A 13942-nucleotide genomic window follows, 5' to 3' on the forward strand; every position below is an offset into this window, starting at 1 on the left:
CTTTTTTAATATAGGTATTAAAGTCCTAATTCTTTTTGTACTTCATCAAGTGCTTCGATTATCATAGCACATCCTTGTTCTATTTCCGTTTCGCTTATCGTTAGCGGTGGTGTTATGCGTATTGCTTTTCCTTCAAATAACAACCAAAATAGGATAACTCCTTTTTCTTGACACTTAATGATGACTCTATTGGTAATGTCTGCACTTAGTGTCATTGGAGCTAACATCAAACCTCGTCCACGTATTTCTGTAATAAGTGGGTGTACAAGTAGTTTTCGAAATAGCTTTTCTTTCTCAAGGGTTTGCTCCATGATGTCTGTCTCTACCAGCTCTTTTAATGTTGCAAGACTTGCCGCTGCAATAACTGGGTGACCACCGAAGGTAGTAATATGACCAAATTTTGGATTGTCATATAACATATCCATATGTTTGTCACTTGCAGTAAATGCTCCAACAGGCATTCCACCACCCATACCTTTTCCCATGACTATAACATCTGGTACAACATCGTAATTTTGAAATCCAAATAGTTTCCCTGTTCTACCAAAACCAGGTTGAATCTCATCTACAATCATTAATGCCCCAACTTCTTCACAACGCTGTTTTACTTTTGTAAGAAAACCGTCAAACGGTTCTACAAATCCTGCTCCACCTTGAATAGTTTCCAAGATAATTCCAGCAGTTTTTGTAGTTATTTTTTGCAAATCATCTACATTGTTAAAGTGTATGAAATCTACATCAGGTAATAGGGGGCGGAAAGCCCTTTTTCTTTCTTCAAATCCCATTACACTCATAGATCCCATTGTGTTTCCATGATAGGCATTAAAGCAAGATATCAATTGACTTCTTCCCGTTACTCTTTTAGCTAATTTTAGAGCTCCTTCTGTAGCTTCTGTACCTGAATTAACCAAGTATGTTTTGTTTAAAGGAGCAGGGATATTCTCTGCTAATAATTTACAAAACTCTACTGCAGGATCTTGTATATATTCTCCATAAACCATTACGTGAGAATATTTATCTAATTGATCTTTTATTGCTTGATTTACTTTCGGGTGTTGATGTCCTAAAGTACAAGCAGATACTCCTGCTACAAAGTCTAAATAGGGTTTGTTGTTAATGTCGTATATATAAGAACCTTTAGCATAAGCCACTTGCATACCTATTGGATTAGGCGAAGTTTGTGCTTGGTATTTGTAAAAATCAGTTTTCATGATCTAATCTTATCTTATTTTAACTTTAGCGTTTTCTCTGGTGCTTTTTCTTCTTTTTTCAACATCTTAGGTTGCTCTTTCTTTTGCTCAGAGAATTTGTTTAAATCTTTTTCTTCTTTCTTTGTGTTTATCGCTTTTGAAGTAGGCGATGGGCTACTTACATTAGTACTACTATCGGTTTTTCTTGGAGATCGATCTAATAGGTTCTCACCCGTAGATTCTGCTTCTAATGTTTCGGCTTGAATTGCCATTGGCAAGTCATAGATGTGTTTCTTAGATTTTAATTCTTCAAGTAATAGTTTTTCTTTGTCTAATTCTTCTTGAGAATAGATATTTTGTAGACCCGTAATCTTTTCATCACCTCTGTATAAAAATCCCCTTAGTTTTCTTGCATTTGTAGGTAAAAAATCATCTGGGTAAAGGGTACTTGTAGGTGCGACAATTCGCGAAGCAGTAGCAATTTTGTTTTCTTCAAATGTAACGTTAATGTGACTGCAAATACCTTTGTCTATACCTACGAACTCATTTTTCTCATTGTACATATAATATACAATTTCGGCATTTTTGATTACGTCTATTTCATTGAGTTTATTGTCTTGGAATTTGCCATATAAGTTCACACCTTTGACTTGATTAAATCCATCGCCAATAGTATCTCTCTCGATAACAAAAGCATCCTCTAATACTTTTAATGAATCCATCTTTTGCGTTTCAACATTGCTAAGCAAGTGAATTAACTTACCTGAGAGTTGACTTTCTCCATTCCAAAGTACTGGCTTACCGATCATTTTAGTTATTCCAGTCAGCTCGCTTGTGTGTATAGAATCCGCTTTACCACTCATACTATCTCTGAGTATTCTCGCACCTTGATATGCCTTAATGACTCTTTGCTTCTCTTTGCCAGTAAGCGTTATAATTGGAGCGTGGAGATAAAGAGTGTCTTTGGGTTCGTTTTCTTTTTTTACTAATGGTTTTTTAGTAACGAAAATAGAATCTTTCGCTTTGTGCATTTCAGCATAATGACTTGTTATGACAGCTCTATTAACAGTGTCAGTTATTCGCACATTATAGGAAGCAGAAGCAAAGTCTTGTAATTTTGCATAGTAGATCGAGTCGGCTTCTAATTTTCTCTTATCATACCATATATAGGAATTCTTTAAGAGTTTTCCTAAATCTTGTTGAACGTCATAAAAGCCATTTTCCGTGTATATAAAATCTTCCTCACTCGTAATAGTAGATGGACCGAACACATAAGCATGTTCTGGTACTTCATAATAATCTAAGTGGTTTGATTTTACTATTGTTCCCTTTTCTGTAGTGATCTTTACTGCATTGAAAAATTGAAATTTCTTTTCATTTGAAAAGTATTTCCCTTTATTGCTTTCTAAGACATTTCCCTTATTTGTAATTTTTGCATAACTATCGTAATACACAAGGTTTTGACCTCTGTCAAATTTTAGTGTATCTGTGACAAGAGTTGAGTCAGGACTGCGAAGCTCTACATCGCCTTGAGCATAAGCAAAACCATTTATTGCGTTATATTCAGCATATTTGCTGTCCATAATTAATGTGTCCTGTTGGACAATATGCACATTGCCAAATAGTTTTAGATATTCTTCATTTTTGAAGTAATAAGCTTTATTACAGCGCATAGTCATACCATCGTGTTCAGCAAGGATATTACCTGTCAAAATAACTGCATTAGGCAAAAGTTCCTCATTGATATCTGATCGATCAGCATGGTGAATAATGATTTTATTCTTATTAGGAGTTTGGCTGAAACTTATGAAAGTGAAGAGTAAAAGTATAAATGAAATATGTATTGCTCTCAAGTCTAAAATTTTTTTCAAATTTAAGTAAAAAATGTGAACAAAGATTTTAGTTATGAATAAATTATAACATAGCCTATTAAAGCAAAAAACACTTCCGAAAGGAAGTGTTTTTTATATATCATTTATTTGATGATTGTCTGTGTTCTATCAGGACCTACAGATACTATTTTTACAGGTACTTCAAGTTCTTTTTCAATGAACTCAATATACTCTTTTAATTCTATAGGTAATTCTTCGTATGAAGTCATTCCTGTTAAGTCTGCTTTCCAACCTTTTTTCTCAACGTAAATTGGCTCAACGTTTTCTGGTTCAATGTTAAAAGGTAGGTGTTCTATTTCTTGACCATTGTATTTGTATTTTGTACAAATCTTTAAAGTGTCAAATCCAGATAATACATCGCCTTTCATCATGTAAAGTTCAGTAACCCCATTTACTTCAACAGCATATTTAAGAGCTACTAAATCCAACCAACCACAACGTCTTGCTCTTCCAGTAACTGATCCAAATTCACGACCTACATTTGCCATTGTTGCACCTATTTCGTCGTGTAATTCAGTAGGGAAGGGACCACTACCAACGCGAGTAGTATAAGCTTTAAATATACCAAATACGTTTTTAACTTTATTTGGAGGAACACCTAAACCTGTACATGCTCCAGCAGCAGTTGTATTAGATGAAGTAACAAAAGGATATGTTCCAAAGTCTATATCTAAAAGAGAACCTTGTGCACCTTCTGCTAAGATAGATTTACCTTCTTTGAGTGCTTGTGTGATATAATGTTCACTATCAATAAAGGTTAATTTTTTAAGTTGCTCTACTGCTTCAAAAAATTCTTGTTCTAATTCTTTGAGGTTATACTGCATGTCCACATCGTGAAACTTTATCATAGCTTCGTGTTTGTCAGCTAAAGTGCGGTATCTATCTTTGAAGTCTACTAATTCAATATCTCCAACTCTTAATCCGTTTCTACCTGTTTTGTCCATATAAGTTGGACCAATTCCCTTTAATGTAGAACCAATCTTAGCTTTTCCTTTTGCAGCTTCAGAAGCAGCGTCAAGTAAACGATGTGTTGGCAATATCAAGTGTGCCTTTCTTGAAATCAGTAATCGACTATAAATATCGATGTTAAATTTCTCCAGACCTTCAATTTCTTTGATGAAAACAACAGGATCGATAACAACTCCGTTTCCAATAATATTGATTGCATTTTTGTGGAATATTCCAGAAGGAATCGTTCTTAATACGTGTTTGATTCCGTCAAATTCTAAAGTGTGTCCCGCATTTGGTCCACCTTGAAAACGAGCAATGATATCATATTTAGAGGTTAAAACGTCTACGATTTTACCTTTTCCTTCATCGCCCCATTGTAGGCCTAGTAGTAAATCTACAGTCATTGTTTGTGTTGTTAAATGTTCTTTTATTAGTTGTTTGTGCTTTCAGAACCTTCTTGTGTAGCTTCTTCGGTTTTCTTTCTTGTTCCGTAGAAGTATAAAGAGTGATTGTGAATTTCGATATTGAATATATCTTCTATCGTTTTTTTAATCGTTTGTATACGCGGATCACAAAATTCTACTACTTCACCTGTATCAGTGATAATAATGTGATCGTGTTGTTTATCAAAGTAAGACTTCTCATAGTGCGCTTGGTTTTGACCAAATTGATGACGTCTTACTAAGCCACATTCTAATAGGATTTCAATCGTGTTGTAAAGAGTTGCTCTACTTACGCGATAGTTTTTATTTTTCATTTTGATATACAAAGACTCAATATCAAAATGTTCTTCACTATCGTAGATCTCTTGTAGAATAGCAAATCTTTCAGGTGTTTTACGATGTCCTTTTTCTTCTAAGAACTTTGTAAATACGTTCTTAACTATTTCTTGATTTTTTTCACTTCCCATATCAAAAATAACTTAGTTGCAAATATATAGCTATTTTTATTTTTAATTGTATAAAACTACATATTGAACATTTATGTCGCTATAATTATTACTTATTTTTATCTTTCAAAAATACATTTTTAAAACTTATAAAGTGTACTTTCTCTTAGTTTAGACTTGTTCAAGGCCTAATTTGGATTGACTCTACTTACTTTTTCTATTCCTTCGATCTTTTTAATATTATTGATCATTTTCTTGAGAATATCATTATTTGGTACAATTACAGTGATTGATCCCTTAAATATTCCTGCATCTTCGCTTAATGAGATACTTCTGATATTACTCACTTTACTCTCCATGATTATTTTGGTAATCTCTGTAGTAAGTCCAGCTGAGTCCAATCCTGTGATATTAATTGTCGCTTCAAAGTTGGCTGCTGTTGAAGAATCTACCCATTGTGCATTCATGATGCGATAAGCGTAATTTGAACGCATGCTGATGGCATTTGGACAATCTGTACGATGTACTTTGATTCCTTCATTTATTGTTACAAATCCAAATACGTCATCTCCTGCGATTGGATTACAACAGGTTGCTAACTTGTAGTCTAATTTCTCTTTTTCTTTGCCAAATACTAATAAGTCAGGCGTTTTAGTATCGCTGCTTTCATTGTTGATAGCAGGGATAGAAGGGGCTCTTTTAATAGTCTTCTTGAAGAAATTAAACAGTGTGTTATTTCGGTTAGAAGCATATTCTTTTAGCTGTGTATTGTCTATCACTCCAGCTCCAATGCGATAAAACAGGTCTTGACTGGTTTTTAGTTTAAAGTGAACAACCATTTCGTTGATCACTTTTTCATCCATATTCACCTTAAGGTGTTTTAACTTGCGCTGTAGTTGCTCTTTTCCATCATCGGCAATCTTCTTAGTGTCTTCATTTAAAGCACTTTTTATTTTATTTCTCGCCCTTGAGGTTGTGACATAGTCTAACCAGCTGACACTTGGTTTTTTACTTTCTGAGGTGATAACTTCTACTTGATCACCACTTACTAAAACGTGATTCAAAGGAACCAATCGTCCATTTACGCGTGTTCCCCTTGTTCTCAAGCCTACTTCTGAGTGAATAGAAAAGGCAAAGTCTAAAGCAGTCGCTCCTTTTGGAAGGGATTTAATCTCTCCTTTTGGCGTAAACAAGTAAATCTCTTTTGCGTATAAACTTAACTTGAAGTCTTCTACAAAGTCTACAGCATCTGTCTCTGCATTTTCAAGGGCCTCTTTCAATTGGTTAAGCCACTTGTCTAAGCTGTTTTCTTCTGTGATTCCCTGCTTGTATTTATAGTGAGCTGCATATCCTTTCTCTGCAATTTCATCCATTCGCTCACTTCTAATCTGTATTTCTACCCATCTACCTTTTGGTCCCATCACTGTAATGTGCAAGGCCTCATAACCAGTAGATTTAGGAGCAGAAATCCAATCCCTTAGCCTGTTTGGGCTGGGTCTAAAGTGATCAGTTACAATGGAATATATTTTCCACGCAATGAATTTTTCATCGTGTGGTGTTGATTTATAGATAATTCGAAGGGCAAATTTGTCGTATACTTCATCAAAAGTTACATTTTGAGCCTTCATTTTTCTGCGTATGGAGTAAATCGACTTAGGTCTTCCCTTCATCGAATACTCGATTTGTTCTTCATCTAATGATTCTTTCAGTATATCCGTTACTGATTTGATATAGGCAAGCTGCTCCTCATTAGATTCTTGCATTCTGTTTACAATATCCTTGTATATACGGGGTTCAGTATATTTTAAACCGAGATCTTCTAACTTAGTTTTGATGTTAAATAACCCCAAACGATGGGCAAGGGGGGCATAAATATACAGGGTTTCTGAAGCAATCTTAGCTTGTTTGTAGTCTGCCATGCTCTCCATCGTCTGCATATTGTGCAAACGGTCGGCAATCTTAATTAGGATAACGCGAACATCATCATTTAAAGTCAATAGCATCTTGCGGTAGTTTTCCGCTTGCATAGAAATATGCGGGTCTGGTTCTAATAAAGCCATTTTAGTTAAACCTTCAACTATCTTAGCTATTTTAGGATTGAACCATTCTTCAATTTGCTTGACTGTGATATCCGTATCTTCTACTACATCATGCATTAATGCAGAGGCAATAGAAGTGGCTCCCAACCCAATCTCTGAGGCAACTATTTTAGCCACAGCAATAGGGTGGAAGATATATGCTTCACCTGATTTACGTCTTTGATCTTTGTGCGCCTCTACTGCAACATCAAATGCTTTGCGAATTAGTTTTTTATCTTCATCATTTAGTGTCTGATAACTAATTTTCAGTAACTCTTTGTACTCTTTTGCAATCGCTTTGTTCTCTAATTCAATCTCTTCCTCTGTCATAAAAATAATAGCACTTAAATGAGTTTGTATATTGTATTAAATATATGAAAAAATCAAATTAGCCTTAGTATGACAACTGTTAAAAGTTATTATACTGGCCGTAGTTTTTTCAGTTTTTTGATCTCCCAAATGAAAAAAACGCTTTTGAATCTATTTTACCAAGGGAAAATAGAAAAAGTAGGTTTGTAATTTGATAGGGGGTAGCAATTTTTTTAGATTGTTAATCTTCTTACAAATATAAGATTAAATTGAAGATTTTGTATTTGACTTTCTATGTATTGTCAATAGATATTTCTATTGCGTTATAAATAATTGCAATTGCTCTTTAATTCTGTTTCTTCATTATTTTATTTAGCTTTTCTCTTATGATGTTTGGTGATTTTTACTTGAGATCAAGTGTCTGCACAATAAGGTGATGTTACAATGGAAGGAATAGAGCGGGAGGGTGAGCAATGTTTGTGGCACTATCCTTATACGTGTTTGATTTAAGTTAGTTGTCTATCTTTAATTGGGATGTTGTGATTAGTATGCTTGGAGGAATCTGTGTTTGGGATATACTATTTCTCGTATAATCTTTAATTTACTCTTGTATCGTTTGCGTATGCACTTTTTTCTTCAACTGTATTTTACCCACTAATAGCAGTAATTTAATTTTTACTTTTTTGTCAGAATCCGTGAAGTAATGGCGACGTTTATTAAAAATCAAATTGACAAGAAACAGAATATCACTTTTAAAAACTGGTAGGTAGATGATCTATTACTTACACTTATAATAGGAAGGGCTACTTATCACTTTGTGCTCATCTGATAAGAGATAGATTGCGAGTATCTGGTACTTTTCTTGCGCCTTTCTTGCACCTTTCTTCGAGAAAACCGCGCTTTTGACCAGTAAACCCCAAGCAAACTGCAAGAAATCCCCAAGAAAGTGCAAGGAATCCCCCTTAATTAAGCATGGGAATCTGCTTTTTATGGCTGCTTTCTTTTTTCGACCATCTTAGTGATTTAGAGAATAGTGTATATTGAAGTGTCCTCGGGTCTATAGTTGTGAATGAGTATCATTAATTCAAAATCCGAGTTAGCCCAATATCGCAACGCAATGCTATTTCATTGAATCTTCATTAACTCTAAAACCGGATTATGGCATGTTTGTATTACTAATGCTGACTTATTTTGTAAAATGAGTTGTCGTTTATAGGTCTATCGTCCCTTTTGGATTATAAGCACTTATTCTACATTGTCTCTTTTCGGATGCTGAATTTGCATTGAGATTATCTATAGAGTAGTTCATTGTGATAGTATTGGAAAGGCACAAAAAAAGCGATGAGATCTTCATCGCTTTTTTGTTTTTATTTAAAGTCCCTTTGTCTTTTTGCTTCAAACAATAAAATCGCCGCCGCAACTGAAACATTCATGGAGTCAATTTCTCCACTCATTGGAATAATAATATTCTTAGTACTGGCCTCTCTCCAGGGCTGTGTAAGTCCTGTAGCTTCAGTACCAACTACAAAAGCAGTTGCAGAGGTGTAATCTCTTGTGTGATAACTGGTCGAATCTTGTAGAGTAGCACAATAAATGGCTATATTTTTTTGCTTTAAAAAAGCAATAGCTTCTTCTGTACTTGCCATGGCTATTTGGTTGGTAAACACGCAACCTACACTTGAGCGAATGACGTTTGGATTGTACAGGTCCGTTCTGGGATTCGCGATGATAACAGCATCTATATTTGCAGCATCAGCTGTGCGCAATATTGCTCCTATATTCCCTGGTTTTTCGGTAGCTTCAGCTACAAGAATAACTGGGTTATCTGACAATTTTAAATCGGATAGGCTCAGTTGTTTTGTTCGTGCAATAGCCAAGACTCCTTCTGTGGTATCTCGATAGGCAAGTTTTTGATAGACCTCTTTAGATATCTCTATTAATTCTGTAGATTGATTCAGATATGGCTTTAATTGGTCAAGAGAAATAATATCAGCTTGATACAAAATAGTGTTTATTTGATAGTTTCCTTTTGTAGCTAATTCTATTTCTCGAAGGCCCTCAATTAAAAATGTACCAGATTGTCGTCTGTTTTTTGACTTTTCTTGCAGTTGTACAATGCTTTTTATAAAGCTGTTTTGAGGACTTTCTATCTTTTTAGTAATCATATTATAACTTTCCTTTTGCCTTGATTTCGAGGTATTTGTTTATTGTGTTTATCGACAATTCATCTGGTTTGGTTAGGACAGACATGATACCGTATTTGGTAAGTTCGTTGACGATTAAACGCTTTTCAAAGTTAAATTTTTCTGCGATAACTTTGTCAAATATATGATCGGTATTTAATGCCTTTTTATTGGCAAGCTTTGTAAGTTCTGTGTTTTCGAAAAAGACCACTAATAACAAATGACTTTTAGCAATGGCTCTAAGGTACTTTAACTGTCTATTCAAATTCGATAGGGATTCGAAGTTTGTATATAAGATAATTAAACTGCGATGTGTGATATTGTATTTTATTTGGTTGTAAATCAATCCAAAATCACTTTCCTTAAAGTTTGTTTCTATACTGTAGAGTTGCTCTATTATTTTGGTTAAGTGACTTTTTTTGTTTTCAGCCAAAATTTTGTTTTCTACTTTATTCGAGAAAGTCATCATACCGATGCGGTCATTTTTTTTAATGATGACATTGGACAATGCTAAAGTTGAATTGATAGCATAATCTAATAAGGTCATTCCATTAAAGGGCATTTGCATGGTTCGACCTTTGTCCAGGATACAGTAAACATTCTCTGTGTTTTCATCCAAAAATTGGTTGACCATTAACTCATTTCGCTTAGCTGTCGCTTTCCAGTTGATAGTGCGTATATCATCTCCGATGACATATTCCTTAATCTGTTCAAATTCCGTAGTCTGACCAATTTTGCGTATTTTCTTTAAACCAAAGGCAAATTTGTTTTTAGAAAAAGCTATTAAGTCGTACTTCTGCATTTGAATGAAAGAAGGATAGCAGGCCAAGTTCTGTTTGTCTGAGAATGTGTATCTTTTTGCAACTAACTTTAAAGGTGAATTAACAAAAATATTAAGTTTGCCGAATTGATAAACTCCGCGTTTTTTGGGAATTAAGGCGTATTGAAAATTTTGTTTTTCATTGCTTTTAATCCTTTGTTTTATAGTGAAATCTCGCTTTTGAAATTGAAAGGGGATTTCATCAATAATTTGACAGTCTATCGAAAAAGTGTATTTGTTTTGTACAGCTATTTTTATTGGATTTTCATCTCCATTTGACAGGCGTTCAGGTAGTGTTCTCTCAGCTACTATTTTGTTATTACCTAAAAATAGAGCCATTATATCGGACAATATTGCAATTAAGAAAAGCCATAGTAATATCCATACCAAATCGTAGAGGACTGGTACAAAAAAGGATATGACGAACAGGCAGATAATTACTCCAAAGCCTATATATACTCCTTTTAAAAGGTATAATCGTTTAAGTAAATCCAACATACAATGCTTTTTAATTATCTTGGAATATCTATCGATTCTACGATTTGATAAATAATGTCTTTGGCTGTCATGCCTTCCATCTCTCTTTCTGGAGAAACAATAATCCTGTGCTGTAGAACTGGGTATACTGCTTCTTTAATATCTTCAGGAGTGACAAAGTCACGGTTATTTAAGGCTGCAAATGCCTTTGATGCATTTAAAATGGCAATAGAGGCTCTTGGAGATGCTCCCAAATATAAAAGGGGATTAGTACGTGTATTGGCAATAATTTTTGCAATGTACTCCATGAGGTTCTTTTCGATAATAATCTGTTTGACTAATTTCTGAAACGCTACTAATTCCTCTGGTTGGATTACCTTGTCAATTTTTTCCAATTTTGTTTGATCCACTAATGTGTGTTCTTTTTCAATAATCTGAATTTCTTCTTCCAAATTCGGATATTCAATATTGATTTTAAACAAGAAACGGTCAAGTTGTGCTTCGGGTAATCGATAGGTTCCTTCTTGTTCGATAGGGTTCTGTGTTGCAATAACTATAAAAGGTTGGTCCATCTTATAGGTGTGACTATCAATTGTAACTTGTCTTTCTTCCATTACCTCAAACAAGGCTGCTTGCGTTTTTGCTGGCGCGCGATTAATCTCGTCAATCAGAATCATATTGGAAAAAACAGGTCCTTTTTTGAACTCAAATTGACTGTTTTGAACATTGAAGATCGAAGTACCAAGAATATCTGAAGGCATTAAATCCGGAGTAAACTGAATACGACTAAAGCCCATATTAATGGTTTGCGAAATAAGTTTAGCAGATAATGTCTTGGCTACTCCCGGAACTCCCTCTAAGAGGATATGGCCATTTGATAAAAGCGAAGCTAAGATTTGATTAATTGTCTTGTCTTGTCCGACGATTACTTTTGCAACTTCTTGCTTGATCGCTTGAACTTTTTGTGTCAATAAGCTCAAATCTAAACGCGATTCAAACTGTAAGTTTTCTGTATTTTCTTGTATGTTTTCCATAGTGTAATTAGTCAATTATTTTTTCTGTAAGTTTATTAAATTTTATTAAATCGGATTCACTTGCCCCATATTTAGCTTTTCTAAATGCGTTGACAAAATTGACATAGGCTACAATATCCTTTCTATCCTTATTTGTCTTGATATGATAAGACTCTACAAATTTTTCATCTAATTTGGAAGTGTCTATCCAATATAGCCTTCTGATCTTTTCTAAGTTGTAGATAATACTCTTATTTATGATATCGCTATAATCTTTATTTTGAATATACAGGTTTGATACTGTCTTAGTAAAATCTACTGTAGTATTGGTTAATGGTACTATAATAGGTACTACTCGTTGCTTGCGTTTAGCTGTAAAGACGACAAAGACAATTAAGGTGGTTAGACAAAGGTACCACGCCCATCTAAGTTCTTTGTTTCTCAGTATAAAGCTCAGTATTGAATCATCATCACTAAAAGGTGAATCACTGTCCTTATCGGTAACAAAGTAAGTTATTCTATCCTCTGGTAGATAAGAAAGTACACCTTGAATGTATAGGTGATTATTACTCTTTAACATATTGTAATTGGTAAAGATAGTTGAGTCAGTCCCCAAAATAATTTTACCTTTTCCATAAGAGTACTCAATCAAATTAGGATGTTTTTGGCCGTCTAATAACGTTTTATATCCCAATACTTTTACTTTGTTTTTGACACTGTCACTTATTTTAAATACGTTGCTGTTATTGTTCTCAAAGGTAAAGCGTGAAGTATTATTATTCTTATTTGTTAACTCTAAGGTGTAATTGTCTTTCTTATATTGTCTTATTTCGGGTGATACAATGTGAATTTTTAAGGATTCAGCTAAACTTTCAGAGCCAAGCCTTTCAAATACTAAAGCTGTATTTCCTTTTTCAACGTAATCAAGGAGTTGATCCAATAAATAAACGTCAAAATTAGTTTGATTTCGGATACTAATCAATGATGTTTTTACATTGGTGTCATAGCGTTCTTGAGATAAGAAAGTATAGGTTTTTGGACCTACGTGTTTTAATTTATTCTTGGGAAATAAAAAGTCAATTTCTTTATTTAGAATATACATTCCGTATGGATTCTTATCCGTAACACTATAAGACTCCTCCCAGCTAATGGGTGGCTTTTGATTTTTTTTGAAGATTACAACCAGTCCAATAACTACGACAATTGCTATAATAAATTTTTTAGTAGCACTATTCATTTTTACCTGGTTTTAATGTTAAGTCAAAAGCTGCTTTGGCTTTGTTGAATTCTTCTTCAGTGATAAGGTGTTCTCCATACCAAATGTGATTGTATAAATAAGACAAATATTGAAACTGTTCTTTAGTTTCGATATTCTTTATCTCCAGTAAGTAATCCGTATTTGTTTTGTCCACATGCCATTGAATGATGTTTTGTTCTTGTAAATGTTGTAGTAGCCATAAATAATAAAAGCGAATACCAATTCTGTATTCCTTTCGCTGAATCATTTCTTTTATCAATGTAGGGAAATCAGCATTTTCAATATCATTCTCAGCATTTTGCAGTTTAAATTGCAAGTCCTTGCCTTTGCGTTTGAATCCCCAATAAATATCTTTTTGTATAAATGCTCTTATGACATAGTAAACAATAAGGAAAAATACTAATATCCCCAATATTCTCATCCCTGTTACAACGTTAGATACATCGTTATGAGTGATCGTTCTATTTCCAAAAATATTGTCGAAGAACTCATTTATTGCTTTTAATATTTTTTGTAAGAAATTGTCACGGACAACTAAGGATTCATCATATTGGAAATCCTTATCTTCTAAATATCTCTTTTTGTAGTCACTTCTAAATTTCCTTAAAGTAAGAGCAGAATCCGTATCTACTGTTAGGGGTAGGTCGTATGTCCATGGTTTTGATTCTTTTTGGCCAATTACTCCATATGGTTTTTCTGCTATGGAATCAAGATAAGTTTCTACTTGCTGACTATAGCCATAGGGTATAGTTAGAATAAGACAACTAAAAAAGATATATATATTGATTAATTTACTATTCATGTGCTGTGCTTTGCGTATTAGTCTAAATGATTTTGTGTCTCACAAACAAGTTTAATTATGCTGTAGTGTTATCACACATT

10 protein-coding genes are annotated in these 13942 nt (G+C 33.9%); all 10 read right to left on the reverse strand.

What is annotated here, in order from left to right; all coding sequences use genetic code 11:
- Positions 1 to 17: 17 nt before the first annotated feature.
- The 10 genes from NWE55_RS12260 to NWE55_RS12305 all read right to left on the reverse strand — a co-directional run bounded on the left by NWE55_RS12260 (position 18) and on the right by NWE55_RS12305 (position 13862).
- Complete coding sequence (locus tag NWE55_RS12260) at positions 18 to 1211, reverse strand: aspartate aminotransferase family protein (protein WP_258204101.1); 1194 nt, start codon at positions 1209 to 1211, stop codon at positions 18 to 20.
- 14 nt (positions 1212 to 1225) lie between these two features.
- Positions 1226 to 3061, reverse strand: coding sequence for an OstA-like protein (locus NWE55_RS12265; RefSeq protein ID WP_258204102.1), 1836 nt, complete (start codon positions 3059 to 3061; stop codon positions 1226 to 1228).
- 104 nt (positions 3062 to 3165) lie between these two features.
- Positions 3166 to 4437 carry an adenylosuccinate synthase gene (locus NWE55_RS12270; RefSeq protein ID WP_258204103.1) on the reverse strand — a complete coding sequence of 424 codons (1272 nt, stop codon included), beginning with the start codon at positions 4435 to 4437 and terminating at the stop codon, positions 3166 to 3168.
- A gap of 26 nt (positions 4438 to 4463) precedes the next feature.
- On the reverse strand, positions 4464 to 4943 hold the full coding sequence (locus NWE55_RS12275) for a Fur family transcriptional regulator (protein ID WP_155091203.1): 480 nt from the start codon (positions 4941 to 4943) through the stop codon (positions 4464 to 4466).
- A gap of 167 nt (positions 4944 to 5110) precedes the next feature.
- Positions 5111 to 7330: a RelA/SpoT family protein gene (locus NWE55_RS12280; RefSeq protein ID WP_155091204.1), complete on the reverse strand. Its 2220-nt coding sequence runs from the start codon at positions 7328 to 7330 to the stop codon at positions 5111 to 5113.
- A 1346-nt stretch (positions 7331 to 8676) separates the two neighbouring features.
- Positions 8677 to 9474: a TrmH family RNA methyltransferase gene (locus NWE55_RS12285; protein ID WP_258204104.1), complete on the reverse strand. Its 798-nt coding sequence runs from the start codon at positions 9472 to 9474 to the stop codon at positions 8677 to 8679.
- A 1-nt stretch (position 9475) separates the two neighbouring features.
- Positions 9476 to 10810 (reverse strand): DUF58 domain-containing protein, encoded by a 1335-nt coding sequence (locus tag NWE55_RS12290; protein ID WP_155091206.1) that lies wholly within the window; start codon positions 10808 to 10810, stop codon positions 9476 to 9478.
- A gap of 14 nt (positions 10811 to 10824) precedes the next feature.
- Positions 10825 to 11823 (reverse strand): AAA family ATPase, encoded by a 999-nt coding sequence (locus NWE55_RS12295; protein WP_258204105.1) that lies wholly within the window; start codon positions 11821 to 11823, stop codon positions 10825 to 10827.
- A 7-nt stretch (positions 11824 to 11830) separates the two neighbouring features.
- Positions 11831 to 13039: a DUF4350 family protein gene (locus NWE55_RS12300; RefSeq protein ID WP_258204106.1), complete on the reverse strand. Its 1209-nt coding sequence runs from the start codon at positions 13037 to 13039 to the stop codon at positions 11831 to 11833.
- Positions 13032 to 13862 (reverse strand): DUF4129 domain-containing protein, encoded by an 831-nt coding sequence (locus NWE55_RS12305; RefSeq protein WP_258204107.1) that lies wholly within the window; start codon positions 13860 to 13862, stop codon positions 13032 to 13034. The genes NWE55_RS12300 and NWE55_RS12305 overlap by 8 nt, the downstream gene beginning before the upstream one ends.
- Positions 13863 to 13942: the final 80 nt, after the last annotated feature.

The sequence above is a fragment of the Myroides albus genome, from assembly GCF_024722315.1.
Lineage (GTDB): Bacteria > Bacteroidota > Bacteroidia > Flavobacteriales > Flavobacteriaceae > Flavobacterium > Flavobacterium album_A.

Coding starts and splice junctions, on each gene's coding strand:
- NWE55_RS12260 (WP_258204101.1), bottom strand. CDS start 1,211: ATGAAAACTGATTTTTACAAATACCAAGCACAAACTTCGCCTAATCCA.
- NWE55_RS12270 (WP_258204103.1), bottom strand. CDS start 4,437: ATGACTGTAGATTTACTACTAGGCCTACAATGGGGCGATGAAGGAAAA.
- NWE55_RS12275 (WP_155091203.1), bottom strand. CDS start 4,943: ATGGGAAGTGAAAAAAATCAAGAAATAGTTAAGAACGTATTTACAAAG.
- NWE55_RS12280 (WP_155091204.1), bottom strand. CDS start 7,330: ATGACAGAGGAAGAGATTGAATTAGAGAACAAAGCGATTGCAAAAGAG.
- NWE55_RS12285 (WP_258204104.1), bottom strand. CDS start 9,474: ATGATTACTAAAAAGATAGAAAGTCCTCAAAACAGCTTTATAAAAAGC.
- NWE55_RS12290 (WP_155091206.1), bottom strand. CDS start 10,810: ATGTTGGATTTACTTAAACGATTATACCTTTTAAAAGGAGTATATATA.
- NWE55_RS12295 (WP_258204105.1), bottom strand. CDS start 11,823: ATGGAAAACATACAAGAAAATACAGAAAACTTACAGTTTGAATCGCGT.
- NWE55_RS12300 (WP_258204106.1), bottom strand. CDS start 13,039: ATGAATAGTGCTACTAAAAAATTTATTATAGCAATTGTCGTAGTTATT.
- NWE55_RS12305 (WP_258204107.1), bottom strand. CDS start 13,862: ATGAATAGTAAATTAATCAATATATATATCTTTTTTAGTTGTCTTATT.